Here is a 24,866-nt window from a genome sequence, read left to right on the forward strand (position 1 = left end):
TTAAACTCCCTTTAGAAGTGAAATCTGGTGGAGAGAATGGTGGATTTAATCACAGTGGTGGCAGTGATCATTGGTTTTTGGGGGATACTTTATATCATTGGGAAGAATTATCGAGAGGAAAAAGAAGAAGGTCTGCAAATTGATTTTTTTGTTGCTTTATGGAGAACCAAACGTTTTGTGGATTTTATAGATCAAGTGGGTACAAAATTTAGGAAGTTCTGGAAAACTTACTCTACCCTCGCTATAGGGATTGGTTTTATAGGAATGGCATATGTGTTCTATACTCTGTTTAACTTGGCTTTACAAAGTCTTAAGACGAAAACGGCCACTCCTGGTGTTCAGCTCGTGATTCCAGGGATTACCATCCCCTTGTGGTATGGATTGGTCGGTCTAATTGTAGTTATGTTTGTCCATGAGCTTAGTCACGGGTTTGTTGCAAGAGCAGAAGGATTACCATTAAAATCTGTGGGTCTTGTGCTCTTTTTTGTAATTCCTGGGGCATTTGTTGAACCTGATGAAGAAGCACTCAATAAGGCATCGTTATTGAGTCGATTACGGGTATATGCTGCTGGTTCAATGGGGAATATCGTGGCGGCTTTTACTGCACTCTTGCTGTTGAGTTTTGTCTTGACTCCTATTATACAACCTGCAGGAGTTGAGATCTCAAATTTAGTTCCGGGGGGCCCTGCTCAGAACTATTTACAAAAAGGAGATGTTATAGTTAGTATAGATGGGCAAGAAATCAAGGCTGTGGAAGAGTTTTTTGACATAATGAATAAAACAACCGCCGGTCAAATGATAGAAGTTGAAGTACTTAGAAATGGTAATGTGTTAAAATTCAATATTTCCCTCGGTTCACATCCAGATAATCCCAAGAAGGGATATTTAGGGGTTTATCCGGCCCAATACATAACTTCAAGGATAGGATTTGACACCATTATTCTTCCGATATCCTTCTCTCTGTACTGGATATACATACTTAACTTAGGTATAGGGTTAATGAACCTCTTTCCTATCATACCTTTAGATGGAGGAAAAATGTTGGATGATATTCTCAAGAGTTTCTTACCCTCGAAGGTAGCAAAGTCCATCACGTATCTTTTTGTGGGCATAGGACTGTTTCTATTGGCAATTAATCTATTTCCTGCTTTAAGAAACCTATTGGGGTGATTATATGATCCAAATAGCAATAGCTGGTTCAAGTGATTCCCAACCACTCCCAAAAGCTGTTGAAAAGGCAAAAGAGTTTGCTAGGGAGCTGGCTAAGTATAAGGATCGTGTTGTTCTACTTACTGGTGGCAGAGGAGGAATAATGGAGATTGTGAGCGAAGAGTTTACAAAACTCGGAGGCATTGTGATAGGAATACTCCCTGAAAAACAGGAAGGGAACAAGTTTAACACAATTAGGATAAAGACAGGGATGGATTTTGTTGAGAGAAGTGCTATCATGCTTAACTCTGCAGACGTCTTGGTAGTTTTGGGTGGAGGAATTGGTACCATGGTGGAAGCATTAATGGCATATGACTACTCAAAGCCTATAGTTATCATAGTGGATACGGGATATGCAAGCGATAGATTAGAGCTTTTGGCTATTGATGGCTATTTCGATCATAAAAAACTTGTAAAGGTTAAGTTTACAAAAAGTGTAAAAGAGGCTGTCAAGTTTGCTATAGAACTCGCTAAATAATTTTTATTCTCCCATTTTCTAGTTTGAAAATACGTGTTGTTGGCTTGAATTTGGGCAATGGGGATTTTCTAATGAACATTTTCTCTTCCACTTGTCCTTCTTGTGAACTGAAGTCTATTTGATATTGACTATAAAGGGAGATCCATGAAAGGAATCTTTGAGAAACACGATCTCTATTAAGAAGAGTTATGTTTATTGGCCTTTTCCTTTTTTCATAAATGCGGGCGTTTTCCTTTGCTGCAAGATTCTTTTGGAGATTTCGGATTTCAGCTTCCTCTCCTATTAAAAATGCAAAACCATCTGCAGTTACTTGGATTCCAATGGGTCTCTTGTCTTTTATTTGTTTTTCTAACATTCTTCTATAAATTCCCATAAATTTAGGAAGATACGTTTCAGGATCCATTTTTTCATAGAAAACATATGGTTGTTGATACTCTATTCCGTAGAATGAAGCGAAAATGTCTATAACTCCCAACCTGTTCTTCTCTCCTTCTTCAAAGAGATCAAATTTTATTCGTTTTAATTCTAGATTGAGCATTGAGAGTGGAACTACCGAGTTTATTATAACTCCAAAGTCCCCTTCCTTTATTCTGTTTCTTAAGATTTCAAAAGCCAGAGTCCATCCTTGGGAATAGGTGTCATAGGTGATGAGAAGGATACTGTCTTCTATAAGCCCTCCTCCAAGGGTTTCGTCCAATGATGGAATATTTGTTTTTATCAATTCCATGGTAATCACCGCAAAAACTATTGATATAAGTTGGAGTGAAATTTATTTAAACTTTTTTGCTATGAGGAAAGGTTTTTTAAGAGATATTCTTTCTCTGCACTGAGGCGAGTGAAAGATGAAGTGCACAAAATGTGGAAGGGATGCCGTATATTATGCTAAGTATGAAGGCAAGTTTTATTGTCACAAACATTTTAATGAAATGGTCGAGAGCAAAGTAAAGCAAACTGTAAGGAAATACGCTTTGATTAAGAGAGGAGATAGAATAGCAGTTGGCGTGAGTGGTGGAAAGGATAGTGTTGTCTTGCTTCACATTCTCCACAAATTGAGCCAAAAGTTTCCGTTTGAAATAGTTGCGATCACCATAGATGAGGGAATAGAGGGTTACAGGCCCGAAAGTGTTGAGATTGCCAAGAGAAATGCTGAAAAACTTGGAATTGAGCATAGAATTTATTCGTTTAAAGAATATATTGGCTTCTCTCTGGATGAAACTGTCAGTATAATGGGGAGCTTTGAAAAACGAGAACGTGTGGGGGCCTGTTCTTATTGTGGCGTATGGAGGAGGTGGCTTATAAACTATGCGGCTCAAGATGTAGAAGCCGATAAACTAGCTGTTGGGCACAATCTAGATGATGAAGTGCAAATGTTTCTTATGAATATAATGAGAGGAGATGTTGCAAGACTTGGTAGGACTGGCCCATATTATGAGGTGATCCATGAGGGGCTTGTTCCAAGAATAAAACCCCTTAGAGAAGTTCCGGAGAAGGAAATAGTTCTCTATGCAATCTTAAACAACATTGAAGCCGATTTTAGTGAATGTCCGTATGCTATAGAGGCCTTTAGAGCCGAAATAAGGGATTGGGTAAATGAAATGGAGGAGAAACATCCTGGAACCAAGTATCAAATTTTGAGGAGTTATGATAAAATGTTCCCTCTCCTGGCAAAGGCTTATGCTCATAGAGATCTTAATCGCTGTAAAATTTGTGGTCAACCTACAACGGGGGAAATTTGTAAAGCATGCAATTTTAGACTTCAAGTTCAACAAAGGCAAAGAAAAAAGGAATAATTTCAAAATGGCTTGAATTCTCCATAGATGGGGATTTTAGTTCCACATTTTGGGCATTTATTATCTTTTGTCAGTCGCCATGTTAAAACCCTGTAAGCGGAGCGAATTATAAGTTTCTCTCCACATTTTGGACAGTAAGTAGTTTCGTGTTTAATTGAGCCGATATTTCCAATGTAGACATAGTTTAAGTTGTACTCCCTTTGGGCCACCTCTTTTAACATCAGCAATCTCTCTACAGGCGTTTCTTTCTCCCTCCAGTAATTCATGGGATAATAGCGGTTTATATGGAGAGGGGTGTCTTCTCCAAGCAATTCCATGTGCTTTTTGAAGATCCACCTATAACACTCTTCAAAATCATTTGTATTCGTCACAACCAAGTATACCATCTCGACATGAGCTCCTAGCTTTATGGCCTCTCTTGCGTTTCTGAATACATTTTTATTGTCAATTGTTCCAAGAACCTTCATTTTTGGACATCCTTTTATGTCAATGCTAAAACCAGAAGCTCCGTTTTCAATTAATCTTCTCAGTGCCCTATGGGTGAAATATCCATTTGTCACAAGGCAGTTATAAAGGCCTTTCTTCTTCCCAAGTGCGAAGACGTCTAGGAGATAAGTATAGAGTGTGGTGGGTTCATTAAAACTTGCACATAACCCGTTATCCCCTTTTCTTAGGGCTAACTCCACAAGTTCTTCTGGCGAGGTCTCTTTAGGATTTTGTGGTAGGTCAGAAAAACTTAGGTGATAGTTTTGACACCATGGACAATAAAAGTTGCATCCAAATCCTGAGAAGGTTAAAGCTGTGCTGTTTGGATAGTAGTGAAAGAAGGGTTTTATTTCAATAGGCCTACTTTCAATGGCACTTAACTTTCCATAGCCAATATGGAGTAGTTTTCCATCTATATTTATGTAATTTTTACACAGCCCTGTTTTATTTGGACTAAGTACACATTTTCTTTCACAAACAAGACATTTGATTTTTTCATCTTCTCTCTCATGCAGGGGTTCGATTTTCATCGAGATATTCTTGGTGTTAGTGGGCTTAAGGCTTTCTCTGAATCTTAGAGTGTCTTTGAGTATATTGAGTGGTCAATTAGGATTTAATGTCCTTCTTCAGACTTCTTTTTGAGTTCTTTAATACGCTCAATGCGATATTCTTCAACGAGTCGGAGGAATTCTTGAATTTCCCTTTCTTTTTTCTCTTTTTCCCAAACTTTTATCTTATCCTCTATTGCTTTTTCAAGTTCTTTTCTGTCAACTATTGCAAAGTCATCTACTCTCTTTACTTCTATTTCATTTTCATAAAGAATTGGGATTCTATTTTCTTTTAACACTTCATAAACAAGATTTGGAAGGGTTTTTGCACTGATGAGTGCTTTTATCCTTTTTTCAACTAGGTGCTCGGCGAGGCTTTTTCCTGCGCCAGCAGGGTTGATAACATAGAGGACATCATCCTTCTTAATCCCAGTAGAACGCTCTAATTCTTCGAGTTCTTTCCATGTGAGGTTTTCAATAACTTTGATGGGCACTGCTGATCCTCTAAGTTCAAGAAGATGCATTCTCTTTGCTAAGACTAAATCACTGCTTAGTTTTTCAATAATTGCTTTTGCCTCTCTCAACTCCTTTTCGAGATGTATTATTCTCTTTTCTTTTATCTCAAATTCTTTACTTCTTAGAATCTTTTCTCTGATCTTTTCATCGTAAGTAGCAATTCTGTTTTCCAGACTTTCTATGATCTCTCTTTGTTTTTCTATCATAGCTCTCAGTTCTTGATTTTCTCGTTCTAAAAGCTCTACAGTAGTTTCCAACTCTTTTATTTTTTCCATGTACGGTGTTAAGTCTACATAGACCTCTTTTTCTTCTACATGCTTGACTTCTTCTCTTGGCTTTTCTCTCTCTTTGACTTTTAAAATAGCCTCTCCAAGATTGTAACCTTGGATCACTAAGGCCTTTATCTCCTCCCCTTTCTTTGTAATGCCGAGTTCCTTTAGTTTTGCCTCTATATGATCAAGCTTTGGTTTCAAGCGGAGGTATGCTTTATAAGCTGCTGCCAATGCGTCTCGTTGATGATCATCTTCGACGCTTATCCCTAAGTTCCTTAAAAGCTCATTCTTCTCCTCCACTTTCAGACTCTCTCGTGGAACGAAGAGCATTGCTTTAAATGACCGAGAGATTTTTTCGACAAGACCTGGAGCAGGATTTACATCAGTAGCTATTATTATAGGATGTCCGATTTCACTTATGAATCTGACTATATCACTAACTGCCATATTTCTCTCGCTGTATGATGTCAAAACCTCTCCATCCAAATCCAATGCAGCAATACCCACAGTTATACCAGGATCAAGGCCCACAATGATGCTCTTTCTTTCTCTTATTGCACTTTCGCTTTTTAGTGGCACGAATTCAAATGTCTTCTTTTCTACAGGCCTTATTCTTACTTCTATATCTCCTCCCTTCATAGGTTTAATTAATCCTGCGAGTTCTTCCCGGGAGGCATATACCCTAAATTCTCCTCTTTCTAATCCTTGGTCTTTTTCTTTGATTTCTAAATCGAAAGGAATATTGGCCCTTTTAAGGGTCTCCTCGATTTCTCTTACTTTATTTTGTATCAGGTTGTGAACTCTCCTTCTGTATCTGTCTTGGCTCCAACCGCCTTTTCCTTGACTCCTCCCTCTTGAGACTTTGATTACTACCTCATCTTCAAATGCTAGTACTTCATGACCAATTCCCTTGACTGCTAAAAGGGCACATACCTTAGCTTCTTCATAGGGATTGAACTTGTCCACTACTTTGATTCCATGTTCTTTAGCTAAACTCCAGAGTGATTTCTGCTCTCCGGGTCTTCCAGTCACTTGAACAATCTTTGTCCCTTGAGGTAGAGCTCTTATGAATTTTCTTAAATACTCTCCAAGTTCATATATGTTGTCTGTGGCAACTATATCCGGCTGTTTAGCCCGTATGAATCTGACTAATCGATAAAATGTAAATTCGCCATTTTTAATTAATCTTCCATTAAACCAACTAACCACAGCAAAGCGTTTTGTCTCTTCACTGATTATATCTATACCAATAACTAGAATAGGCATCACCTTTCTGAGGTTTTCTTCACTGTTTTGCATATTGGGAAAGATGTTTTAAAACTTGCCGCAATTTGAGTGTAGAAAAGCTTAAATATTCATTTATACACAATGTTGTATAAGAGGTGATCAAAGATGATGCTCATATTAGACGCTTATTTTAAGAACTTCCCAGCAAGAAGAAAAGTTGCGGAGTTTCTTTTTGAGAATGGACTGAGTGTAAGGAACAGTAAGATATATCTGAGAAATGTGGAAGTCCCAATAAGCGAACTATCTCGTATAATTGGAGTTAACAGAAAAATAATCTATCATACTATTGAGTACATAGAAAAGACCTACCCATTAAAGATGATATTTGAAAAATTAAATCCCCTCCCAAGTTTAATAACCATGGCACCAATTATGGGGTGGGAAGTATTAGAAATAGAACTTGAGAAGGCAGATTACTCATTTGCTCTCTCTGAACTCTTGAGGTACCTTCACGAGAGTAATGTGCCGATTATGGAGATCTTTAGTAGAAATTTGAGACAAGAAGACGCCAAGGCATATATAGTTATAGATGGGACCTTACCTGTGGATGTATTTGTGAAAATAAAAGATATACCTGGGTTTAAGAAACTGGTTCTTCACACTCCTGAGAAAAGCAAGGAAAGAGTAGTTTGTAGCTATTGTGAAGTAAAGTATTGTCCCAAGAAAGTAGCTGTTGAAGGGTTAAATGTGAAAAATTAACCCACAACTCTAAATCCCTTTTCTCCTTTTGGGGTTTCCCAGCTGACTTCAACTCTCGTAACTCTTGCCCATGAAGGGCCTTGATGGGCCCATCCAATGAGGGCTTCTACCCTTTCTCTTTCTCCTTCGATGACAGCCTCAACACTACCGTTGGGAAGGTTCCTTACCCAGCCACTGACTCCAAGTTTTCTGGCCTCTCTTTGCATGCTCCATCTAAATCCTACACCCTGAACCCTTCCATATATCCTTAGATGTGCTCTTACTATCTCCATTCGTTCCCCCCATTAAGAATAACCAGCACAAAATTTAAGTTTATCTTACTTATACCTTTAGGTGGGGATAAACATGAGTGAAATGATACTTGTTTACACAACTTTTCCTAATTGGGAGAGCGCTGAGAGAATCACAAAAGAGCTTTTAGAGAGAAGACTAATTGCATGTGCAAATCTCAGGGAGCATAAGGCTTTTTACTGGTGGCAAGGAAAAGTTGAGGAAGATACTGAAGTTGGAGCAGTCTTAAAAACGAAAGTTGATCTCTGGAGTGAACTTAAAAAGACTCTTAAGGAGCTTCATCCTTACACTGTACCAGCAATAATAAGAATAGATGTCGATCATGTGAATAAGGAATATTTAGATTGGCTGATAGAGGTTACGGAATGATAAGGAAAGTCAAATCTCAGATAAGAATCATTGGATTTGATGATGGGACTTTTTCTTTTAAATCTAAACTTAACCGGGATAGGACTATTCTGGTTGGTGTTATTATGAAAGGTTCTCAGGAGGTCATGGGAGTTGTAACGCGATGGATTGAGGTTGATGGAAAAGATGCAACTGAGAAAATGATTGAGGCTATAGTCAATTCCCGTTTTAAGGATTTGAGAATCATAATGCTAAAGGGAGTCACCTATGCAGGTTTTAATGTAGTGGATGTTGTAAGACTCAACAAGGAGACTGGTCTGCCAGTTATAGTGGTAATAAGGAAAAAGCCTGACTTACAAGCTATGGAAAAGGCTTTAAAGAAACATTTCTCCGATGCTGAGGAGAGAATAAGCCTCTTACACAAAGCAGGCAAAATAAAAGAGTTAATCCCCGGGAAGTTGTACTATCAGGCTGTTGGAATTTCTCATGAACAAGCCGAAGAAATAATAAGATTAGCTCAAAAAAGTTCTTTAATCCCTGAGCCTTTAAGGTTGGCTCATATGATAGCGTCTGCGGTTATGAGCGGAGAATCCAAAAAGGAATAGGGCTCTTTTTTGATAAGACGCTATAAATCAAATGTATGTTCTTCTCTGAGTATAGGAATACCAAACCTTTATATAACCTTCACATTATAATTCTAAATGGCGGCGGACTAGGCTGGGGGGTTCGGCGTCCCCTGGAACCCGAAACCGTCGATATGCGGGGGCCGAAGCCCGAGGGGCGGTTCCTGAATCCAGCGGCGGAAGCCGAGAGGAGCCATGAGCCCTTGTCCCACGGGGCCGGCGGTGGGAGAGGTGGAGCTGAAGGGCTCCGCTAACTCCCTTTGCCCGCTGAACCCCGCGAGGCCCGGAAGGGAGCAGCGGTAGGCGGGACGTTCGGCGCTCGTGGGGTAGCGGGGGCGAGCAAGTCTCGGTGGAAGCCGCTGGAGGAGGGTTCCCACCCTCGGGTGCGTCCGCCGCCGTAAAAATTAAATGTAATCTTTGCTCTAGGATTCACTGCACTTGACTGTTCTTTGCATGTGATTTGAATCAAATAGCATCTTTTTAGTGAACAGAAAACTTTTTCATTAGTAATATAAATGCTATAAGAGCTAATTACTAATAACAAAAATGGAATGGCTGAGAAACCTCCTATTGGCTTTTAGACTCTGAGTATTCTTAGTATTGGACATTGTCAATAATTATCATGACTAAAGTTTAAAAAATATTTCAACACGCTTTCGCATATTGTTAGTGGTTTGGAGATCATCTGAGTGTTCTTTCGTTTAAAGAGATAAAATGATATTCAGAATAAAGTTTTTAGAGATCTACATCAAATACTATAAGGGGAACATGATGTTTAATCTCTCTAAAAGGTCAAAGGTTCAAAAACTGATTCTAGCTGTTGCACTTCTAGAGATTTTCATTGGACTATCTCACTTAACCCATGCTTACTATGTGAAGCTCACTTGGGAGTACGATGAGTTTGTATATGATTGGGATGATGTGGGAGGAAATGATGGAGTATTCTGGACACTCTGGGGACTTTTAACATTGTTATTTTCATTTGCTGAAGTTAGTAAAATAAAAATTGCTACCTCATTTGTGCTGTTGATTCCAGCTTTCTGGGGGGCCCTGATTATGTTAAGCTTGGTTACGGCCCTCCTTAAAGAGTTTGACTTTAGCATTTTCACGCCTTTTGTTTTATTGCATGGAATCTTGTTCTTTGTCTCTCTTCCTACTCTGACTTTTCTTTGGAAAAGTTCATAACCTACTAAAGACCATCAAAGAGTTGGAGGGATGAAAATGAGAAGAGCTGTGGTATTATTTAGTGGAGGTCTTGACAGTACTGCTTGCCTCTATTGGGCAAAAAAGAATTATGATGAGGTTATTATGCTCACTATAAACTATGGTAGCAATGAGGAAAGAGTTACAAATAAAGTCGCGGAGTTTTTCTCTAAAGAACTCAATGTTCCATTAAAAATCGTTGGGCTTGAGTTCCTCGAAGAGTTTTCCAAGCTTCGTGGAACCACACTAGTAGGCGGAGAAACACCAAAAGTGACTGCTCAAGAGCTTGAGAATCTAGAAATAGCACAAGAAACGGCAAAAAGTGTTTGGGTGCCTGCTAGAAACGTTGTACTTATAGCAGTAGCAGCATCTCTCTTGGATGCCCTTGGTGGTGGAGATATAATTGTAGGTTTCAACGCGGAAGAAGGTATGACATTTCCCGATAATACTCCTGAATTCGTTGAAAAAATGAACAATATGTTAAAATATGGATCAATGAGTGATGTCAAAGTAGTTGCACCGCTAATAGGGTTGGACAAAAAAGGAATAGCAAGACTTCTGAAAGAATTTGGTGCGAAGTATGAGTATTCCAATTCCTGTTATATGCCTAAAGGGTTTACAGAAGATGGAAAGCCGATTCATTGTGGGGAATGTGAAAGCTGTATAAGGAGACATCGTGGTCTTATTGATAGTATAGGGGAAGATAGGACAGTTTATAGAGTGCAACCAAGAATCTAAGAGCTTAGCGATATGTTTGGATCTCCTTTAGCTTTTAAATTTTCTAAAAATTAAAAGTGTCATGAAAAGTTGTAACTTACAAGTTATAACTTATGCAGTTCAACGTCCTACTACCTGAAATTTTTCCTCCTAGGGTGAAAGGGAGGTTAGTAGATCTTCAAAGGGCTTTTTAAAACTCTACTCTCTTCTTTATTATTTCTTCTGGCCTAATGACACTTATACCCGTTTGCTTTCCGAGAACTTCTATCCAAACGTACCAATCGGGATTAGTGAGATCAACATTGGCGTTTAGAGTCTCCTTTATTTTTGCTCCAAGTTCAATTTCTATTTCTTTCCCGGAAGATATCCAGTTACCTCTTCTTTTACACCTAACTGCAAAACTCTCGGTTTCTTTAATACGTTCTTTAGCCATTTCGAAGGCTTCTTCCATTATTACTTCCTTTTTACTCATGACTAATTTCTCTAGAGGTAGAACTTTAAAAATAGCTGTAGTGTCAAACTCCTTTATCCTTTCCAATGCTTCATCTTTTTCGAGACGTGTTTTGACTATTAACACTCCTCTCCACTTTGCACGTCTAACTCTTGCATCTCCAAGAGCCCATTCAAGCTCGAGAGCAGCATCACCCTCTCTTCCACCAGGTACTGTTACAAGCAGTGTGGTCATTTTCTTCACCTCTATGGACAAGTTTATATATCCTCTTACTTAAAATTTAAACTTGGTGGGTAAAATGGAAAGGCCTAGCACACTTAAAGTTTATTCCCCTCCATCTTATGAAGTATATGGTCTAGCAAAAAATCCTTTTGAACAATTGGCAAGTGAAGGAATAGAAGACGTAGAGAGTATACATGTTTACCAAGAGGTGGATATGCGCTTATCCATGATAATCTCAGAGGTGATTGGGAATAAAAGTTCAATAGCATTTTCTTTAGTGGGTCCTTTAGGAATGGGGAAAACCCAGAGACTTAAAAGTATTCATAAAACTATATCAGAGCAAGGAGGAAAGGCAATTTATATTAAAGTGGATACAAATGATATCTTAAAACTCACGCGAGACATGTTTAATGGGTTAAAGCCACCAAAAACCAGGACCAATATCTTTCTTGAAAATCTCTCCAGAAAGTTAGGTTTTATAGATCGTCTTGAAAAGATGTTATCTTCAACTAAAGAGTACAAATCGAGAGATATTGCTGAAATGCTGACAAAGGAATTGAGTAAGTATCCTTATTCTACAGTGCTTCTTGATGAGTTGGAAAATATGCAAACGGCAAGTGAAGAAGAAAAGATTCTCTTTTTTGAAATGTTAAGGCACTTTATAAGCAACATGCCTCCTGGATGTATCGTTGGTTTTGCCTGTATACCTGACGCCTATGAGGAGTACTCAAAAATTTTCCCCGCCTTTTTTATGAGATTGCATTATGAATTTAAGTTAAGACCAATGAGTCTTGATGAAACTTTTGAACTCGTTAAGAAGAGGCTTAATAAAGTTAGAATTAGAGATACCGACGATCCGGTGTATCCATTTACTGATGAGGCAATAAGACTTATTCACCAACTTGCAAAGGGCAATCCGAGACAAATCTTAAGGCTTCTCCATTATGTATTAAGTGAGGCCAGTAAACATAAATTTGACCCAATAGATGACTATGTGGTTACAACCATACTGGAGGAGCCCAAGAACTTGGAAGAATATTTGATGAGAATACCAAAAGATTACAGAGATTTAGTAGAAACTATAGTATACCAGTTCAATGGAGGGCCGGCGAGTTATATTCAGATAGCTAAAGAAGTGAAAAAGCCAGGAGTTCAAGTTTATGACCACTTAGAAGAACTAATAAGATTGGGCTTTTTAGTAGGAGATCCGAAGGGGAATTACAAAGTTCCAGACTATGTTAGAAAATTCCTTGAGGAGCAAGAGGTGGAGGAAAAGCAATGAATTATAATGGCCATGTTCTCAGTGGCCTTCTAACTTATCCCTTAGCAGTTTTTTTTGCATCTTTTCTAAAACAATATGCAAATATTCCGTTTGAATTGAGTTTGATGGCAATGATTTTTGGGTATGGTGTTTATGTTCTTGGAGCTGATTTACCTGATCTTGATCACCCAGAGGCACTAATACATAGAGGAATAAAACCTATAGTTTCAGTATTCGTAGGCAGTGCGGTATTCGTTAGGGTTAGAGATTATGTTTTGTTCGGAAATAAGACTTGGATGGATGAGAGTGTTGCATGGGTAGTAGGAGCTCTTTTTGCAGTAGGGGCGTGGTATGCCTTTTCTGCCGTACTTCCAAAACATAGAGGAATAGTACACTCTATTACCTTTGCCACAATCTATGGTTTATCCATCTTTGCCTTATGTAGGTATGGCCTCGTTTTTAAATTTGGAGAGGCTTTATTTGTGGGGTTTGTAGCCTTTCTAGGGTATGTTCTTCACTTAATAGTGGATAAAGAGGTGAAATTAATTTAGTTCCCAAAGTTGTTCCATAATGTTTTTAAGTATTCAACCAAAAGTTGCAAACTGGAGGTGGGAAGATGTTCAGTTTGGGAGGTTTATCACAAGGCAGCATTGACGAGACAAAGACTTGGGACGTTCTAATAATTGGAGCAGGTCCTGCAGGATTTACAGCAGCCATATATTCAGCTCGTTATGGATTTGATACATTGATAATCTCAAAGGACATAGGGGGAAATGTTGCTCTCACAGACATCATTGAAAATTATCCTGGATTTCCAGATGGAGTGAAAGGCTCTGAACTAGCTAATAGAATGCATGAACAAGTAAAAAAGCTTGATGTGCCAATAATTTTTGATGAAGTAGAGAGGATAGATCTGGCAGAGTGCGCTTACTACGAAGGCCCATGTAAATTTGAAGTGAAAACAAAAAATGGGAAGGTCTACAAAGCCAGGAGTGTTATAATAACGGTGGGAGCCGAACCTAGAAAGCTTAGGGTTCCAGGGGAAGATAAATTCTATGGAAGAGGTGTTAGTTACTGTGCAACGTGTGATGGTCCCCTATTTAAAGGCAAGGATGTTATAGTTGTAGGTGGAGGGAATACTGCACTTCAGGAGGCCTTATATCTTAATGAAATCGGGGTTAATGTAACCCTAGTACACAGGAGAGAGCAGTTTAGAGCAGACAAAATACTTCAAGATAGATTCAGGCAGAAAGGAATTCCTACATTGTTGAACACCGTCGTTGTAGAAATCAAGGGGGACAAAAAAGTTGAAAGCGTTGTATTGAAGAACGTTAAGACTGGCGAGATATTTGAGAAAAAAGTCGATGGAGTATTCGTTTTCATAGGTTACGAGCCAAAAACTGATTTTGTTAAGCATTTGGGTATTACAGACGAACAAGGGTACATACCTGTTGACATGTACATGAGAACAAAGATAAAAGGGCTTTTTGCTGCGGGCGATATAACAAATGTATTCAAGCAAATTGCAGTCGCAGTTGGCCAGGGAGCCGTTGCAGCAAACTCTGCAAAGGACCTCTTGGAAAATTGGAAATCTCAGGTACAAGAAGAATAAATTCTTTTTGTGAATTTATTTTGCAACTTTTTCTTTTGGTTTTATTGCAAAACTACTTCTTCTTTTTCACGAATCCCGAAACTTTTTCGACCAAAAGTAGCTTTTAGTGAACATAAAATTATATAGGTGGAAAATATTCTATACAACGGTGAGCAAACATGGTGAAGGGACCTCAGGTTAAAGAAATTCCGGGAGCAAAAGCTAGGGAAATAATAGAGAAGCACCACAAGTACATGGCCACAACGACAAACGATCCAAATGAGTATTTCCTTGTTATAGAGAGGACCGAGGGGAACTACTGGATTGATGTGGATGGGAACAGGATTCTTGATTTCTCTTCTGGAATAGGTGTTCTTAACGCGGGTCTTAGAAACCCAAAGGTTGTTGAGGCTCTAAAGGAACAACTCGATAAGTTGATTCATGGGGCTGGAACTGACTACTATAATCCTTATCAAGTTGCATTGGCTGAAAAACTTGATAGCATTGCCCCAGGAGATTTTGAAAAGAAGACATTTCTCTCAAATAGTGGAACCGAGGCTAATGAGGCGGCTATAAAAATCGCAAAGTGGTCTACCCAAAGAAAACTCTTCATAGCATTTATCGGCGCGTTTCATGGAAGAACACATGGTACAATGAGTCTAACTGCAAGTAAACCTGTTCACAGGTCAAGAATGTTCCCAACAATGCCTGGTGTTGAACATGTACCATATCCAAACCCTTACAGAAACCCCTGGCATATTGATGGTTATGAGGAGCCAGATGAGCTTGTTAATAGAGTTCTTGAATACATAGAAGACTACCTCTTTGCTCATTATGTACCTCCTGAAGAGGTCGCTGGAATAATATTTGAGCCAATTCAAGGAGAAGGGGGTTATGTAGTACCACCAAAGAATTTCTTCAAGGAACTCAAGAAGCTTGCTGAGAAGCATGGGATACTGCTCATGGATGACGAAGTTCAGATGGGAATGGGAAGAACAGGTAAAATGTTTGCAATAGAACACTTTGGAGTAGCTCCAGACACTATAAGCCTTGCAAAGGCTCTTGGTGGGGGAGTTCCAATTGGTGCAACCATCTTCAGAAAAGATCTAGACTTTGGAATTTCGGGAGTTCACAGCAACACTTATGGAGGAAATGCCCTTGCATGTGTGGCTGCTTTGACAGTTATTGACGAGCTTGAAAATGGGCTACTCGAGAATGCTCAAAAACTTGAACCACTATTTAAAGAGAGACTTCAAGAAATGTATGATAAATACGAGATTATTGGTGATGTTAGGGGTCTTGGTCTTGCATGGGCCATTGAATTCGTAAAAGACAGAAAGAGCAAAGAGTACGCAAGTAACGAAAGAAACCAAGTTGTAGTTGAAGCCCTCAAGAGGGGCCTTGCAACACTTGGTTGCGGAAAGAGTGCCTTAAGGTTGATCCCACCACTTACAGTTGATGAAGAAGAGGCCAAGATTGGTTTGGACATTCTCGAAGAGGCCATTAAGGCTGTTGTTGGCTGATTTCTATTCTTTTTTCTTCTACTTTTATGTTCTTGCGTTTTTGAGAGAAAAATTTTTAAACCTTTATCTCAAGTTTTAACTTGAAAAATAAATAAAGTGAGGTGATGACAATGGCGATTGAGGCAGTAGCCCCATATGCCAAATGGATTATAATTGCTGTGGCAGTGCTTTATTTTGCTTACTTGTTCATACTTAAGAAAAGAGTATTTGAGGTTGCAGTCGGAGTGGCCCTTTCCGGAGTAATGGCGGCTCTTGTTGCAGTGGTTACAATGGCAATTCAGGTGCCTACTCCTTTGACCAGTGGATACATCAACATTGGAGATACCATGGTAATGTTGGTAGCCGTTCTTTTTGGTCCTACCATAGGAGCCTTTGCCGGTGGTTTTGGATCGGCAATGGCAGACATTATAACTGGCTATGCTCATTGGGCACCGTTTACTTTGGTAATAAAAGGTGTAGAAGGATTCGTTATAGGATATATTACCTCCAAGAAAGATGATTTCACTGCAATACTCCTTGCAACGATCCTTGGTGGAGGTTTAATGGTTCTTGGCTACTTTTTTGTAGAAGTCTACGTTTATGGATGGGGTGGAGCCATAGCAGAGATTCCTGGAAATACTCTCCAAGCAGTCACTGGTATTGTGGTTGGCGGTGGCTTGGGACATGTTATAAAAAGAAGAATAAAGGATGTATTGGTCTCTCTCCAAATTTAGAGCTTTTGTATTTCTTCCATTTCTTCCCAGAACTCTTTTTCTTCCATTAATGGTTCTAGTGACACCCGTCTTGAGGCTTTTCGGAGATGTCCTATAAACCGTGGGTCCCCGATTATTGCATCACAGTTTAATTCTTCCACAATGTATACCTTTAGATTGAGATCTTTCAGCTCTTTCATGCCTTTTTCTGCGAATTTAGGGCCTATTAATGCGATTTTTGGCTGAAAACCATCCTCTTCTATTTCTCTTATAACAGTTGTTAAAAGTCTTAAAAGTTCACTCATTTCTTGCCCCTTCGACAATTTTTACACCACTTGAAGTACCTATTCTATTCGCCCCTGCTCGTATCATTTCTATGGCCTGTTTGTAAGTTCTTATACCCCCTGCTGCTTTGACACCTACTTTTTCTCCAACTATTTTGCGCATTAGTTTTACATCTTCAATAGTAGCTCCACCAGTTCCAAAACCGGTTGAAGTCTTAACAAAATCAGCTCCAGCTTCCACGGCAAGTTTGCATGCAATCTCTTTTTCTTCCTCAGTTAAATAGCATGTCTCAATAATTACTTTGACTATTGCTCCCTTTTCATGTGCTACTTTAGTAACGTCCTCTATATCCTTCTTGACATATTCGTAGTCTTTATCCTTCAATGCTCCAATATTGATCACCATGTCAAGCTCATCTGCTCCATTTTCGAGAGCTTTTTTTGCTTCAAAAACCTTTACTTCTGTGGGTGTTGCTCCTAGAGGGAACCCTATTACACTTGCTACCTTGATATCTGTACCTTTGAGGTGCTCTTTTGCTAGTTTTACTCTATATGGATTTACACAGACTGCATAAAATCCATACTTCTTCGCTTCTTCACATAGTTTTATTATATCTTCCTTAGTTGCATAAGATTTTAGGTTTGTATGGTCAATATATTTGGCAATGTTCATCTTCGTCACCTCTGCTGGATTTTGGTACTAATCTCTTTTAGGCTTTTCACCCAAAGGCTTTAAAATCCCTACCCTTTAATTCCCTCGGGAGGGTAAAATGGCGATAGGCTACATCGTAACTTTTGGTCTCTTTGTCCTAGGTTTGGCAATGTTGATCAAGGGAAGTGATTTATTTGTAGAAGCTGCAACAAGAGTGGCCAAAGGATTTGGAGTTAGCGAGTTTTTAATAGCCTTAGTGTTGGCTAGTATTGCCACAACGCTTCCAGAGGTTACAACCTCTGCAATAGCGGCTTATAGGGGTTTTAGTGATATAGCACTTGGAAATGCCATTGGAAGTGCGTTGGCAAATATTGGTCTGATTTTAGGTGTCTCATCCCTTATAATGCCACTTAATGTGGATAAAATAGCGTGGAAAAACTCTCTTTTTATGATTGTTGTTACTCTCTATGCATGGTTTTTGATGAGAGATCTATTGATTTCAAGAGTTGAAGGGTTTTCTTTGATCTTGATCTATGTTGGATTTCTCTATTACCTCTATAAAAAGCATATAACTTTCGAAGAAGCCAAAGAAGGGAAAGGGAATCCCAAAAAAGAGATTGCAATCTTGTTTGCGAGTGGGTTAATCGTAGTTATTGGGGCCAGACTTGTGGTAGACAGCGCTGTCAAGATTGCCACGGCTTTGGGAGTTCCAAAGGTTGTCATTGGATTGACACTGGTCTCTATAGGAACTTCCCTTCCAGAATTCGCAAATTCATTAACTGCTACGTTAAAGAAAATCCCCAATATAAGTGTTGGAAATGTCGTTGGAGCAAACATATTAGACATCCTAATGGTAATTGGTATTGCAGCATTAATCAGGCCTATAAAGGTAGATCACACGATTTATACTTTTAGTGCTCCATTAACGTTGCTTGTAATGGGAATACTCGCTATTTCTCTAAGGCTTAACAACAGGGTAGGACGAAAAACAAGTGTCGTGCTTTTAGTTCTCTATGCATACTTTATTTATGCTCTCTATTTCTAGCTCACAGGACACAACATTCGTAGATAATTTCAATATCCCTTATTTTCTTTGCCCATTCAATAATTTTTCTTGGTGGATTTGTTATTCGGTCAACCCCTATTAATATGGCTCCCTTGTCGAATTCTAAACGCCATTTCCCAAGGGGTCTCATGCATCCAATGCTTAGCTCTCCATTGAACGTGTCCCGTGCATATTTAACAACCTCTAAGGATTTGCTCACAGATGGAGGGGTTGTGTTTTCCATTTCAGTACCCCTAGTAGGTATTAGAACATCAAGAACAAGAACATCAACCGGATAGTGGGCAAGTAATTCAATGGCTTTATACTCCCACCAAATTTTCCCAAAATCAAGACCCACTGTTATATGAGGGGCAACTTTAATTCCATTTGATGTCAATAGCTCAATTATTCTAAGATAATCTTCAACTCGTTTCTTGATTTTGTACACTCTTTTGATGACATCATCTTCACCAACAAAGTCTAGAGAAACCACATCAACGTATCTTAACCACTCTAAGTCACTTTCATCGATGAACCCCACATGGGCATTGAGCTTGAGCTTTGTTTCTTTTTTTATTTGTTTTATCTCATCGGTGTATATGTCTAAAGGTACTTTTAGTCTTGAATCCATTCCCCCACTTAAGAGACACCCTTTGTATCCTTCTTTTTCTAAGTTCTTACAGTACTCTACAAGGTTTGATTTTTCAACTTTTTTCATACTCTCAAGATAGTGCTTTCCACAATGAGCACAGTTTAGTGCGCAGTAATTTCCCGTAAGTGAAAGAGAGGGAAAGGAGATTCCAGGAATATAAACTTTAAGCTTTTTCACATGAATCACTCCTCATTAACAGTTGCTTCTATTTCTTCCACATTTTCTAGAATTTCTTCTTCCTCATCTTCAAGAAGGAATTGTTCTTCAAATCTTTCTTCTATGCTAATTCTCCTCCTTTCTTTCATAGTTAATTTTTCGGCTTCGGCTACCATACTCAAAAGAACCGCAGCTAATCTGGCAGCAGTTTCAGTTCTCATGGACGCTTTTGCTTCACTCTCCCCATTATGAATAATCATGCTTATGTTGGCTGGTCTAAACTTGCCATGTTCATCAGTGCGGGCTTCCCACAAGCTTAAAGCAATATACTTATCTTTTGCTCCCATGTAGACTCTTATAGTGTATCTTGGCTTGTTTGCCATCTTTTTCACCATCAGATACTGGAGACCTAATAATAAAAGTCTTTTGAAAAAACCTTTAAAAACATGTGAAGAATTCTATAACACCCAATGAAGAGTTCAGCCTTACCTGATTCGTGATGAAGGAGTGACGGACTGAGGGATCCAATTGTGGTGATATCATGGAAACCATTTACAAGCCCCTAATAGTGAGTATTGTAGGAAATATTGTTCTGGGTATTGTGAAGATTATTGTGGGTGTCCTTTATTCAAGTTTGGCTTTGATATCAGATGGGATTCATTCTCTCTCAGATGTGGTGACTAGTATTATAGGATATCTTGGAGTTAAAATTGCTTCAAAACCGGCAGATCAGAGCCATCCGTTTGGGCATTCGAGATTTGAGTCTCTTTTTGCATTTTTCATGGGCGTGTTGCTATTCTTAGTGGCCTATGAGATAGGGAGAGACGCTTTGGGGAGAATTATTGAAAGATACGCAATTGAGGTAAATGCTCTTATGATTGGGATTACAATAGTTTCCATAATTTCCAAAGAAATGATGACTCAGTACTCTCTGAGGGTTGGAAAAAAACTTGGGAATCAGATAGTTATTGCTGATGCATATCACCACCGAAGCGATGCTCTAAGTAGTGTAGTTGTTTTAGTTGGTCTTTTCCTTCAAAAGTTTGGGATTTCTTATGGGGATTCTCTAGCAGGCATTATCGTAGCATTTTTTATTGCAAAAGTTGCCTTTGATATAGTTGTCAAAAATATAAATCACTTGACTGGAGTCTCTCCGCCAGAAGATATTTACAGGAGGATAGAAGAGAAAGTGATGAGTGTTAAGGGAGTTAAAGGGATGCATGATTTAAGAGCACATTATGTAGGTCCGAGATTGCACGTGGAGGTACATATAGAAGTACCGCCAGAACTCACTCTTAAAGAAGCTCACGATATAAGTGAAGAAGTTAAAAAAAGGATTGAAGAAGTAGAAGAAGTTGAGACTGCCTTTATTCATATAGATATTAAAGGTGTAACGGAGTAGGAGAAGGATGAAGATTAAGGATCTATTGAAAAATATAATTCATCAGGAAAATGAACTTTACAACTTGTACAAGCTTGGAGAAACTTTTGCAACCTATGAAAATCCCTCTTTAGTTGATCACTTCCAATGGCTTGCAAGCGAAGAATTAAGGCATAGACATACGATAGAGAGATTTCTCGAAGAGAATGCTCTAGAGAGAACGGCAGTCATAGATTATTTAGATGTATTAAGTCTAGAACCCTATTTCCAAGATACTCGAGCAGAGCCAAAGACTCTTGAAAATCTGGTTTTGGAAGCATTAATAAGGGAGAAACATAGTTATGAACTTTACAAGAAGCTTAGTGAGATAGTGGAAGGGGGTTTAAGAGATATATTTCAAATGATGAGCCAAGAAGAACTGAGACATGGTTATAGATTGAAAATTATATATGAAGGGTTGACCAAATAAGTTGGATAAAATATCCGACTTACTTGTTTCTTACTTTTTATTATTCCGACAGAGGTAACCAATAGTATTTGTCATGTTGGCAATTCCCACCAGAGTAAGATATATGTACCTTAGATACTCATTATCCTATACTGATACTTTTACTAAGGTATCACAAATGGTAAAATAATATGACAGGGGTGTTTATATGGTAGTTGAAAAAGTGATGAAAAGAGATGGTAGAATAGTACCTTTCGATGAGAGCCGTATAAGATGGGCTATACAAAGGGCAATGTGGGAAGTTGGGGTAAGAGATGACGAACTCCTTGATAGAATTGTTAAGGATGTTATTAATAGAATTAATGAACTTTATGATGGAGAAGTTCCACATATTGAGAATATTCAAGATATAGTAGAACTTGAGTTAATGCGCAATGGTCTTTTTGAAGTTGCTAAGGCTTATATACTCTACAGAAAGAAAAAAGCTGAAATAAGAGAAGAGAAGAGAAAAATTCTTAACAAAGAAAAACTAGATGAAATAGACAAACGTTTTTCAATAAATGCCCTTAGAGTTTTGACTAGTAGGTATTTGATAAGAAATGAGGAAGGTAAAGTAATAGAAAGTCCAAAAGAGCTTTTTGAGAGAGTCGCAACTTTAGCTGCAATTCCTGATCTTCTCTATGATGAGAGAGTTTTTTCAAAGGAGGGTGGTTATACACAGGATCTAAAGAAAGTTGAGTATTACCTTCAAAACTTTGAGGAGTTTGCAGGAGTATACAGCATAGGGAGATTCAGGCTCAATAAGTATCACTTTGAAAGAATGATAAGCTTATACAAGGAACTTGCAGAGAAAGGTAAAATGAAAGTAAGCATTGATGAATTTTTGGGAATGCTGGAGCATGGAGAGTTTGAAAAGTATGAAGAAGTTGTTGAAGAGTACTTTAACTTAATGGTTAACCAAGTGTTTATGCCTAATACTCCTGCCCTCATAAACTCTGGCAGACCTCTGGGAATGCTATCTGCTTGTTTTGTTGTGCCCATAGAGGATGACATGGAGAGTATAATGAAAGCAGCCCATGATGTAGCAATAATACAAAAAATGGGTGGGGGAACTGGAATTAATTTTTCAAAACTAAGGCCAGAAGGAGATTTAGTTGGAACAACAACTGGCGCAGCATCAGGCCCTGTATCCTTTATGCACCTTATAGATGCGGTTAGTGATGTTATAAAGCAGGGGGGTGTTAGAAGAGGCGCGAACATGGGCATCTTAGAAGTCTGGCATCCAGATATCGAGAAGTTCATACATGCAAAAGAACAAAATGTTGGAACAAATGTATTGAGTAACTTTAACATTAGCGTTGGTTTGTGGAGAGACTTTTGGGAGGCCCTTAAGGAGGGCAAGAAATATCCTCTAATTAATCCTCGCACTGGAAAGAAAGTGAAAGAGATCGATCCCAAGAGTCTTTTTGAGGAATTGGCATATATGGCCTGGGCAAAGGCAGATCCGGGAGTTGTATTTTTTGATGTGATAAATAAAAGAAACGTTTTAGAGCCTGCAAAAGGAGAAAAAATCCGTGCAACCAACCCTTGTGGGGAAGAGCCTCTCTATGACTACGAATCATGTAATTTAGCCTCCATAAACCTTGCAAAATTTGTAAAGTACGATGATGAAGGAAAACCATACTTCGATTGGGACGAGTATGCTAAGGTTATAATGAAAGTGGCCAAGTATCTTGACAATGCTATAGACGTGAATAAATTCCCATTACCAGAGATAGACTATTACACCAAGCTCACAAGAAGAATAGGCGTTGGAATGATGGGTTTAGCTGATGCACTCTTTAAACTTGGCATTCCATACAACAGTAAGGAAGGGTATGACTTTATGCGTAAAGCTACGGAGTACCTAACTTTCTATGCTTATAGATACAGTGTGGAAGCAGCAAAACAAAGAGGCCCGTTTCCACTCTATAAACTGAGTAAATATCCCGAGGGTGAGTTACCAATTGAGGGATATTACCACAAGGAGATATGGAATCTCCCATGGGATGATCTCGTTGAAGAAATCAAAGAGTATGGCGTGAGAAATGCCATGGTGACTACATGTCCACCAACTGGCAGTGTTAGCATGATAGCAGATACATCTAGTGGAATTGAACCAATATTTGCTTTGGTTTACAAGAAGAGTGTAACAGTTGGAGAATTTTACTATGTAGATCCAGTCTTTGAGGCAGAACTTAAAAAGCGGGGACTTTATACTGATGAACTATTACAGAGGATAAGTGATAATTATGGAAGTGTGCAAGGGCTTGAAGAAATTCCAGAGGATATGCAGAGGATATTTGTAACAGCCATGGATATTCATTGGCTTGATCATCTCCTTGCTCAGGCTAGTATTCAGCTCTGGCTTACTGATAGTGCAAGTAAAACAATAAACATGCCAAATGACGCGACTGTTGAAGACGTTAAGGCTGCTTACCTCTTGGCCCACGCACTAGGGTGTAAAGGAGTTACAGTATATAGAGATGGAAGTTTAAGTGTTCAGGTTTATAGCGTAGAGGGAGAAAAGAAGAAAAGAGCCCCAGTAAAACCAAGTGAGTATGCAAAGAGGATACTCAAAGAAATTGTTGAAAGTGAATCTTGGCTCAAGAAGTTCGTAAATGTTGAAGCGATAATTGATGGTACAAATGGGAAGGGCATGCCCACTTTTTCCCTAAGCAATCACAAAGGAACCTTAAATCCTACAAAAAGTGGGGTTGATGAGAGGAAAATAAAAGAACTCCTTGGAATAGCTTATTGTCCTGTCTGCTATGAGCATGGAGGGGAAGTTGTAGAACTTAGGATGGAAAGTGGATGCGCCACTTGTCCTAAATGTGGCTGGAGTAAATGTGTTATCTCTTAGGCTTTTCTTTTAACTATTTATAGAGGATGAAACATTGGCTTTCAGGATGGGTGGGTCACTGAACGCTGGGTTTTTAAACCATGACTCTTTTACTTTACCATATATCATAGGAGGGTGAGAAAATGGATAAAGTTTATCTCACATGGTGGCAGGTTGATAGAGCTATATTCTCACTGGCTGATGTTCTACGGGATTACAAACCAGATGTTATTATAGGAATAGCGAGAGGTGGATTGATCCCTGCAGTAAGACTTAGCCATATCCTAGGGGAAGTGGAGCTTAAAGTAATTGACGTAAAATTCTATAAGGGGATTGATGAAAGAGCTGAGAGGCCCACAATAACAATCCCCATTCATGGGGACATAGAAGGGAAAAAAGTAATAATAGTAGATGATGTTAGTGATACAGGAAAAACGCTCCAGGTAGTCATTGAGGAGGTTAAAAAGAGGGGGGCAAAGGACATTAAGGTAGCGTGTTTGGCCATGAAGCCATGGACTTCAGTTGTACCGGACTTTTATGTGTTTAGGACAGATAAATGGATTGTGTTCCCCTGGGAGGAATTCCCGGTGGTGGCTAGGGAATGAGGGCTTTTATAGCCATCGAGATAAATGATGAAGTCAGACAAAAGTTAGTTGAGGTTCAAGAAAGGATAAAAAAAGCTAAGGCTGCAAAAATTAAGTTCGTTGAGCCAGAAAACCTCCATCTTACTTTAAAATTCTTAGGAGAAATAACAGAGGAACAAGCAGAAGATATTAAAAGGATTCTTGAATCTATTGCAAAGGAACATCCCAAACATGAGGTTAATGTAAAGGGGATAGGGGTCTTTCCTAGTTACAATTATGTACGAGTTATCTGGGCAGGGATTGAGGGAGATGAAATTATAAAAAAGATTGCTCAGAAAATAGACAATGCTCTTTTTAACCTTGGATTTAAAAGGGAGAAAAATTTTGTCTCTCACGTTACAATAGGAAGAGTAAAATTTGTAAAGGACAAAGTAGAGCTTATGTTAGTCTTAAAAGAGCTTGCTGCTCAGGAATTTGGTCGTTTTAATGTTGAGGCAATAGAACTTAAAAAGAGTACTTTAACCCCCAAAGGCCCAATATATGAAACTCTTGCAAGATTTGAGCTTCAAGATTAGG

The 24,866-nt window shown here is 38.8% G+C and carries 28 protein-coding genes and 1 other RNA gene; 20 read left to right on the forward strand and 9 right to left on the reverse strand.

What is annotated here, in order from left to right; genetic code table 11:
- Positions 1-36 precede the first annotated feature (36 nt).
- Positions 37-1,170 (forward strand): site-2 protease family protein, encoded by a 1,134-nt coding sequence (locus EP1X_RS03360; protein ID WP_055281713.1) that lies wholly within the window; start codon positions 37-39, stop codon positions 1,168-1,170.
- A 4-nt stretch (positions 1,171-1,174) separates the two neighbouring features.
- Positions 1,175-1,687, forward strand: a complete 513-nt coding sequence (locus EP1X_RS03365; RefSeq protein ID WP_055281715.1) for a TIGR00725 family protein — start codon at positions 1,175-1,177, stop codon at positions 1,685-1,687.
- On the opposite strand, the gene EP1X_RS03370 is transcribed toward EP1X_RS03365, so the two are convergent.
- Entirely contained in the window at positions 1,680-2,414 is a 735-nt protein-coding gene (locus EP1X_RS03370) for a hypothetical protein (protein WP_055281717.1), read from the reverse strand. The two genes, EP1X_RS03365 and EP1X_RS03370, sit on opposite strands and share 8 nt — an antisense overlap.
- 115 nt (positions 2,415-2,529) lie before the next feature.
- Between EP1X_RS03370 and EP1X_RS03375 the strand changes: the two genes are divergently transcribed.
- A complete protein-coding gene (locus EP1X_RS03375) occupies positions 2,530-3,477 on the forward strand; it encodes a TIGR00269 family protein (RefSeq protein WP_055281719.1) in 948 nt (315 codons plus the stop codon).
- Positions 3,478-3,479: 2 nt separating this feature from the next.
- On the opposite strand, the gene EP1X_RS03380 is transcribed toward EP1X_RS03375, so the two are convergent.
- Both EP1X_RS03380 and EP1X_RS03385 read right to left on the reverse strand, forming a co-directional pair.
- On the reverse strand, positions 3,480-4,493 hold the full coding sequence (locus EP1X_RS03380) for a radical SAM protein (protein ID WP_055281721.1): 1,014 nt from the start codon (positions 4,491-4,493) through the stop codon (positions 3,480-3,482).
- Positions 4,494-4,576: 83 nt separating this feature from the next.
- Positions 4,577-6,565, reverse strand: coding sequence for a DUF460 domain-containing protein (locus tag EP1X_RS03385; protein WP_055281723.1), 1,989 nt, complete (start codon positions 6,563-6,565; stop codon positions 4,577-4,579).
- Between the two features lie 126 nt (positions 6,566-6,691).
- Between EP1X_RS03385 and EP1X_RS03390 the strand changes: the two genes are divergently transcribed.
- Complete coding sequence (locus EP1X_RS03390; protein ID WP_055281724.1) at positions 6,692-7,285, forward strand: hypothetical protein; 594 nt, start codon at positions 6,692-6,694, stop codon at positions 7,283-7,285.
- On the opposite strand, the gene EP1X_RS03395 is transcribed toward EP1X_RS03390, so the two are convergent.
- Positions 7,282-7,557, reverse strand: coding sequence for an acylphosphatase (locus tag EP1X_RS03395; RefSeq protein WP_055281727.1), 276 nt, complete (start codon positions 7,555-7,557; stop codon positions 7,282-7,284). The genes EP1X_RS03390 and EP1X_RS03395 overlap by 4 nt on opposite strands.
- A gap of 82 nt (positions 7,558-7,639) precedes the next feature.
- Between EP1X_RS03395 and cutA the strand changes: the two genes are divergently transcribed.
- From cutA to queC, 5 genes are all read left to right on the forward strand, one after another.
- Entirely contained in the window at positions 7,640-7,945 is a 306-nt protein-coding gene (gene cutA / locus EP1X_RS03400; RefSeq protein ID WP_055282087.1) for a divalent-cation tolerance protein CutA, read from the forward strand.
- On the forward strand, positions 7,942-8,529 hold the full coding sequence (locus EP1X_RS03405) for a DUF99 family protein (RefSeq protein WP_055281728.1): 588 nt from the start codon (positions 7,942-7,944) through the stop codon (positions 8,527-8,529). Before cutA ends, EP1X_RS03405 begins: the two co-directional genes overlap by 4 nt.
- Before the next feature lie 100 nt (positions 8,530-8,629).
- An RNA gene (gene ffs / locus EP1X_RS09990) (signal recognition particle sRNA) lies at positions 8,630-8,942 on the forward strand.
- Positions 8,943-9,261: 319 nt separating this feature from the next.
- Entirely contained in the window at positions 9,262-9,732 is a 471-nt protein-coding gene (locus EP1X_RS03410) for a hypothetical protein (protein ID WP_055281730.1), read from the forward strand.
- Between the two features lie 36 nt (positions 9,733-9,768).
- Positions 9,769-10,488, forward strand: a complete 720-nt coding sequence (gene queC, locus EP1X_RS03415) for a 7-cyano-7-deazaguanine synthase QueC (protein WP_055281732.1) — start codon at positions 9,769-9,771, stop codon at positions 10,486-10,488.
- A 169-nt stretch (positions 10,489-10,657) separates the two neighbouring features.
- Here the strand turns inward: queC and EP1X_RS03420 are convergent, their stop codons facing one another.
- Positions 10,658-11,152 carry a THUMP domain-containing protein gene (locus EP1X_RS03420; RefSeq protein ID WP_055281734.1) on the reverse strand — a complete coding sequence of 165 codons (495 nt, stop codon included), beginning with the start codon at positions 11,150-11,152 and terminating at the stop codon, positions 10,658-10,660.
- 64 nt (positions 11,153-11,216) lie between these two features.
- On the opposite strand from EP1X_RS03420, the gene EP1X_RS03425 reads away from it, so the two are divergent.
- From EP1X_RS03425 to EP1X_RS03445, 5 genes are all read left to right on the forward strand, one after another.
- Complete coding sequence (locus EP1X_RS03425; protein WP_055281736.1) at positions 11,217-12,422, forward strand: ATPase; 1,206 nt, start codon at positions 11,217-11,219, stop codon at positions 12,420-12,422.
- On the forward strand, positions 12,419-12,952 hold the full coding sequence (locus EP1X_RS03430) for a metal-dependent hydrolase (RefSeq protein WP_055281737.1): 534 nt from the start codon (positions 12,419-12,421) through the stop codon (positions 12,950-12,952). The genes EP1X_RS03425 and EP1X_RS03430 overlap by 4 nt, the downstream gene beginning before the upstream one ends.
- Positions 12,953-13,017: 65 nt before the next feature.
- A complete protein-coding gene (gene trxB, locus EP1X_RS03435) occupies positions 13,018-14,013 on the forward strand; it encodes a thioredoxin-disulfide reductase (RefSeq protein ID WP_055281739.1) in 996 nt (331 codons plus the stop codon).
- Positions 14,014-14,171: 158 nt separating this feature from the next.
- Positions 14,172-15,515, forward strand: a complete 1,344-nt coding sequence (locus EP1X_RS03440) for an acetyl ornithine aminotransferase family protein (protein ID WP_055281741.1) — start codon at positions 14,172-14,174, stop codon at positions 15,513-15,515.
- Positions 15,516-15,625: 110 nt separating this feature from the next.
- Entirely contained in the window at positions 15,626-16,228 is a 603-nt protein-coding gene (locus EP1X_RS03445; RefSeq protein WP_055281742.1) for an ECF transporter S component, read from the forward strand.
- On the opposite strand, the gene EP1X_RS03450 is transcribed toward EP1X_RS03445, so the two are convergent.
- Both EP1X_RS03450 and deoC read right to left on the reverse strand, forming a co-directional pair.
- Positions 16,225-16,512 (reverse strand): family 4B encapsulin nanocompartment shell protein, encoded by a 288-nt coding sequence (locus tag EP1X_RS03450; protein WP_055281745.1) that lies wholly within the window; start codon positions 16,510-16,512, stop codon positions 16,225-16,227. The genes EP1X_RS03445 and EP1X_RS03450 overlap by 4 nt on opposite strands.
- Complete coding sequence (deoC, locus tag EP1X_RS03455; protein WP_055281747.1) at positions 16,505-17,164, reverse strand: deoxyribose-phosphate aldolase; 660 nt, start codon at positions 17,162-17,164, stop codon at positions 16,505-16,507. Before deoC ends, EP1X_RS03450 begins: the two co-directional genes overlap by 8 nt.
- A gap of 97 nt (positions 17,165-17,261) precedes the next feature.
- Here deoC and EP1X_RS03460 point away from each other — a divergent pair, with 97 nt between their 5' ends.
- Positions 17,262-18,188 carry a calcium/sodium antiporter gene (locus tag EP1X_RS03460; protein ID WP_055281749.1) on the forward strand — a complete coding sequence of 309 codons (927 nt, stop codon included), beginning with the start codon at positions 17,262-17,264 and terminating at the stop codon, positions 18,186-18,188.
- Position 18,189: 1 nt separating this feature from the next.
- Here the strand turns inward: EP1X_RS03460 and EP1X_RS03465 are convergent, their stop codons facing one another.
- Together EP1X_RS03465 and EP1X_RS03470 are read right to left on the reverse strand one after the other, a co-directional pair.
- Entirely contained in the window at positions 18,190-19,026 is an 837-nt protein-coding gene (locus EP1X_RS03465) for a radical SAM protein (RefSeq protein ID WP_172672590.1), read from the reverse strand.
- Entirely contained in the window at positions 19,023-19,388 is a 366-nt protein-coding gene (locus EP1X_RS03470) for a hypothetical protein (RefSeq protein WP_156300702.1), read from the reverse strand. Before EP1X_RS03470 ends, EP1X_RS03465 begins: the two co-directional genes overlap by 4 nt.
- 149 nt (positions 19,389-19,537) lie before the next feature.
- Between EP1X_RS03470 and EP1X_RS03475 the strand changes: the two genes are divergently transcribed.
- The 5 genes from EP1X_RS03475 (at position 19,538) to thpR (ending at position 24,865) form a co-directional block, all read left to right on the forward strand.
- Complete coding sequence (locus tag EP1X_RS03475) at positions 19,538-20,398, forward strand: cation diffusion facilitator family transporter (RefSeq protein WP_055281754.1); 861 nt, start codon at positions 19,538-19,540, stop codon at positions 20,396-20,398.
- A 7-nt stretch (positions 20,399-20,405) separates the two neighbouring features.
- Positions 20,406-20,846: a ferritin family protein gene (locus tag EP1X_RS03480; RefSeq protein ID WP_055281756.1), complete on the forward strand. Its 441-nt coding sequence runs from the start codon at positions 20,406-20,408 to the stop codon at positions 20,844-20,846.
- 187 nt (positions 20,847-21,033) lie between these two features.
- Positions 21,034-23,727: an adenosylcobalamin-dependent ribonucleoside-diphosphate reductase gene (locus tag EP1X_RS03485; RefSeq protein WP_055281758.1), complete on the forward strand. Its 2,694-nt coding sequence runs from the start codon at positions 21,034-21,036 to the stop codon at positions 23,725-23,727.
- 122 nt (positions 23,728-23,849) lie between these two features.
- Complete coding sequence (locus tag EP1X_RS03490; protein WP_055281760.1) at positions 23,850-24,311, forward strand: phosphoribosyltransferase; 462 nt, start codon at positions 23,850-23,852, stop codon at positions 24,309-24,311.
- Positions 24,308-24,865, forward strand: coding sequence for an RNA 2',3'-cyclic phosphodiesterase (gene thpR / locus EP1X_RS03495; protein ID WP_055281762.1), 558 nt, complete (start codon positions 24,308-24,310; stop codon positions 24,863-24,865). Before EP1X_RS03490 ends, thpR begins: the two co-directional genes overlap by 4 nt.
- The last annotated feature ends 1 nt before the right edge of the window (position 24,866 follow it).

Origin of the sequence: Thermococcus sp. EP1, from assembly GCF_001317345.1 — an archaeon.
Lineage (GTDB): Archaea > Methanobacteriota_B > Thermococci > Thermococcales > Thermococcaceae > Thermococcus_A.

Bases quoted from the DNA above. Each gene is read 5' to 3' on its own strand.
- EP1X_RS03485 (WP_055281758.1), top strand. From the start codon at position 21,034: ATGGTAGTTGAAAAAGTGATGAAAAGAGATGGTAGAATAGTACCTTTC.
- EP1X_RS03425 (WP_055281736.1), top strand. From the start codon at position 11,217: ATGGAAAGGCCTAGCACACTTAAAGTTTATTCCCCTCCATCTTATGAA.
- EP1X_RS03480 (WP_055281756.1), top strand. From the start codon at position 20,406: ATGAAGATTAAGGATCTATTGAAAAATATAATTCATCAGGAAAATGAA.
- cutA (WP_055282087.1), top strand. From the start codon at position 7,640: ATGATACTTGTTTACACAACTTTTCCTAATTGGGAGAGCGCTGAGAGA.
- EP1X_RS03395 (WP_055281727.1), bottom strand. From the start codon at position 7,557: ATGGAGATAGTAAGAGCACATCTAAGGATATATGGAAGGGTTCAGGGT.
- EP1X_RS03475 (WP_055281754.1), top strand. From the start codon at position 19,538: ATGGAAACCATTTACAAGCCCCTAATAGTGAGTATTGTAGGAAATATT.
- queC (WP_055281732.1), top strand. From the start codon at position 9,769: ATGAGAAGAGCTGTGGTATTATTTAGTGGAGGTCTTGACAGTACTGCT.
- EP1X_RS03460 (WP_055281749.1), top strand. From the start codon at position 17,262: ATGGCGATAGGCTACATCGTAACTTTTGGTCTCTTTGTCCTAGGTTTG.
- EP1X_RS03445 (WP_055281742.1), top strand. From the start codon at position 15,626: ATGGCGATTGAGGCAGTAGCCCCATATGCCAAATGGATTATAATTGCT.
- EP1X_RS03420 (WP_055281734.1), bottom strand. From the start codon at position 11,152: ATGACCACACTGCTTGTAACAGTACCTGGTGGAAGAGAGGGTGATGCT.
- deoC (WP_055281747.1), bottom strand. From the start codon at position 17,164: ATGAACATTGCCAAATATATTGACCATACAAACCTAAAATCTTATGCA.
- EP1X_RS03440 (WP_055281741.1), top strand. From the start codon at position 14,172: ATGGTGAAGGGACCTCAGGTTAAAGAAATTCCGGGAGCAAAAGCTAGG.
- EP1X_RS03375 (WP_055281719.1), top strand. From the start codon at position 2,530: ATGAAGTGCACAAAATGTGGAAGGGATGCCGTATATTATGCTAAGTAT.
- EP1X_RS03360 (WP_055281713.1), top strand. From the start codon at position 37: ATGGTGGATTTAATCACAGTGGTGGCAGTGATCATTGGTTTTTGGGGG.
- trxB (WP_055281739.1), top strand. From the start codon at position 13,018: ATGTTCAGTTTGGGAGGTTTATCACAAGGCAGCATTGACGAGACAAAG.
- EP1X_RS03390 (WP_055281724.1), top strand. From the start codon at position 6,692: ATGATGCTCATATTAGACGCTTATTTTAAGAACTTCCCAGCAAGAAGA.
- EP1X_RS03365 (WP_055281715.1), top strand. From the start codon at position 1,175: ATGATCCAAATAGCAATAGCTGGTTCAAGTGATTCCCAACCACTCCCA.
- EP1X_RS03430 (WP_055281737.1), top strand. From the start codon at position 12,419: ATGAATTATAATGGCCATGTTCTCAGTGGCCTTCTAACTTATCCCTTA.
- EP1X_RS03380 (WP_055281721.1), bottom strand. From the start codon at position 4,493: ATGAAAATCGAACCCCTGCATGAGAGAGAAGATGAAAAAATCAAATGT.
- EP1X_RS03405 (WP_055281728.1), top strand. From the start codon at position 7,942: ATGATAAGGAAAGTCAAATCTCAGATAAGAATCATTGGATTTGATGAT.
- EP1X_RS03450 (WP_055281745.1), bottom strand. From the start codon at position 16,512: ATGAGTGAACTTTTAAGACTTTTAACAACTGTTATAAGAGAAATAGAA.
- thpR (WP_055281762.1), top strand. From the start codon at position 24,308: ATGAGGGCTTTTATAGCCATCGAGATAAATGATGAAGTCAGACAAAAG.
- EP1X_RS03370 (WP_055281717.1), bottom strand. From the start codon at position 2,414: ATGGAATTGATAAAAACAAATATTCCATCATTGGACGAAACCCTTGGA.
- EP1X_RS03490 (WP_055281760.1), top strand. From the start codon at position 23,850: ATGGATAAAGTTTATCTCACATGGTGGCAGGTTGATAGAGCTATATTC.
- EP1X_RS03385 (WP_055281723.1), bottom strand. From the start codon at position 6,565: ATGCCTATTCTAGTTATTGGTATAGATATAATCAGTGAAGAGACAAAA.
- EP1X_RS03410 (WP_055281730.1), top strand. From the start codon at position 9,262: ATGATATTCAGAATAAAGTTTTTAGAGATCTACATCAAATACTATAAG.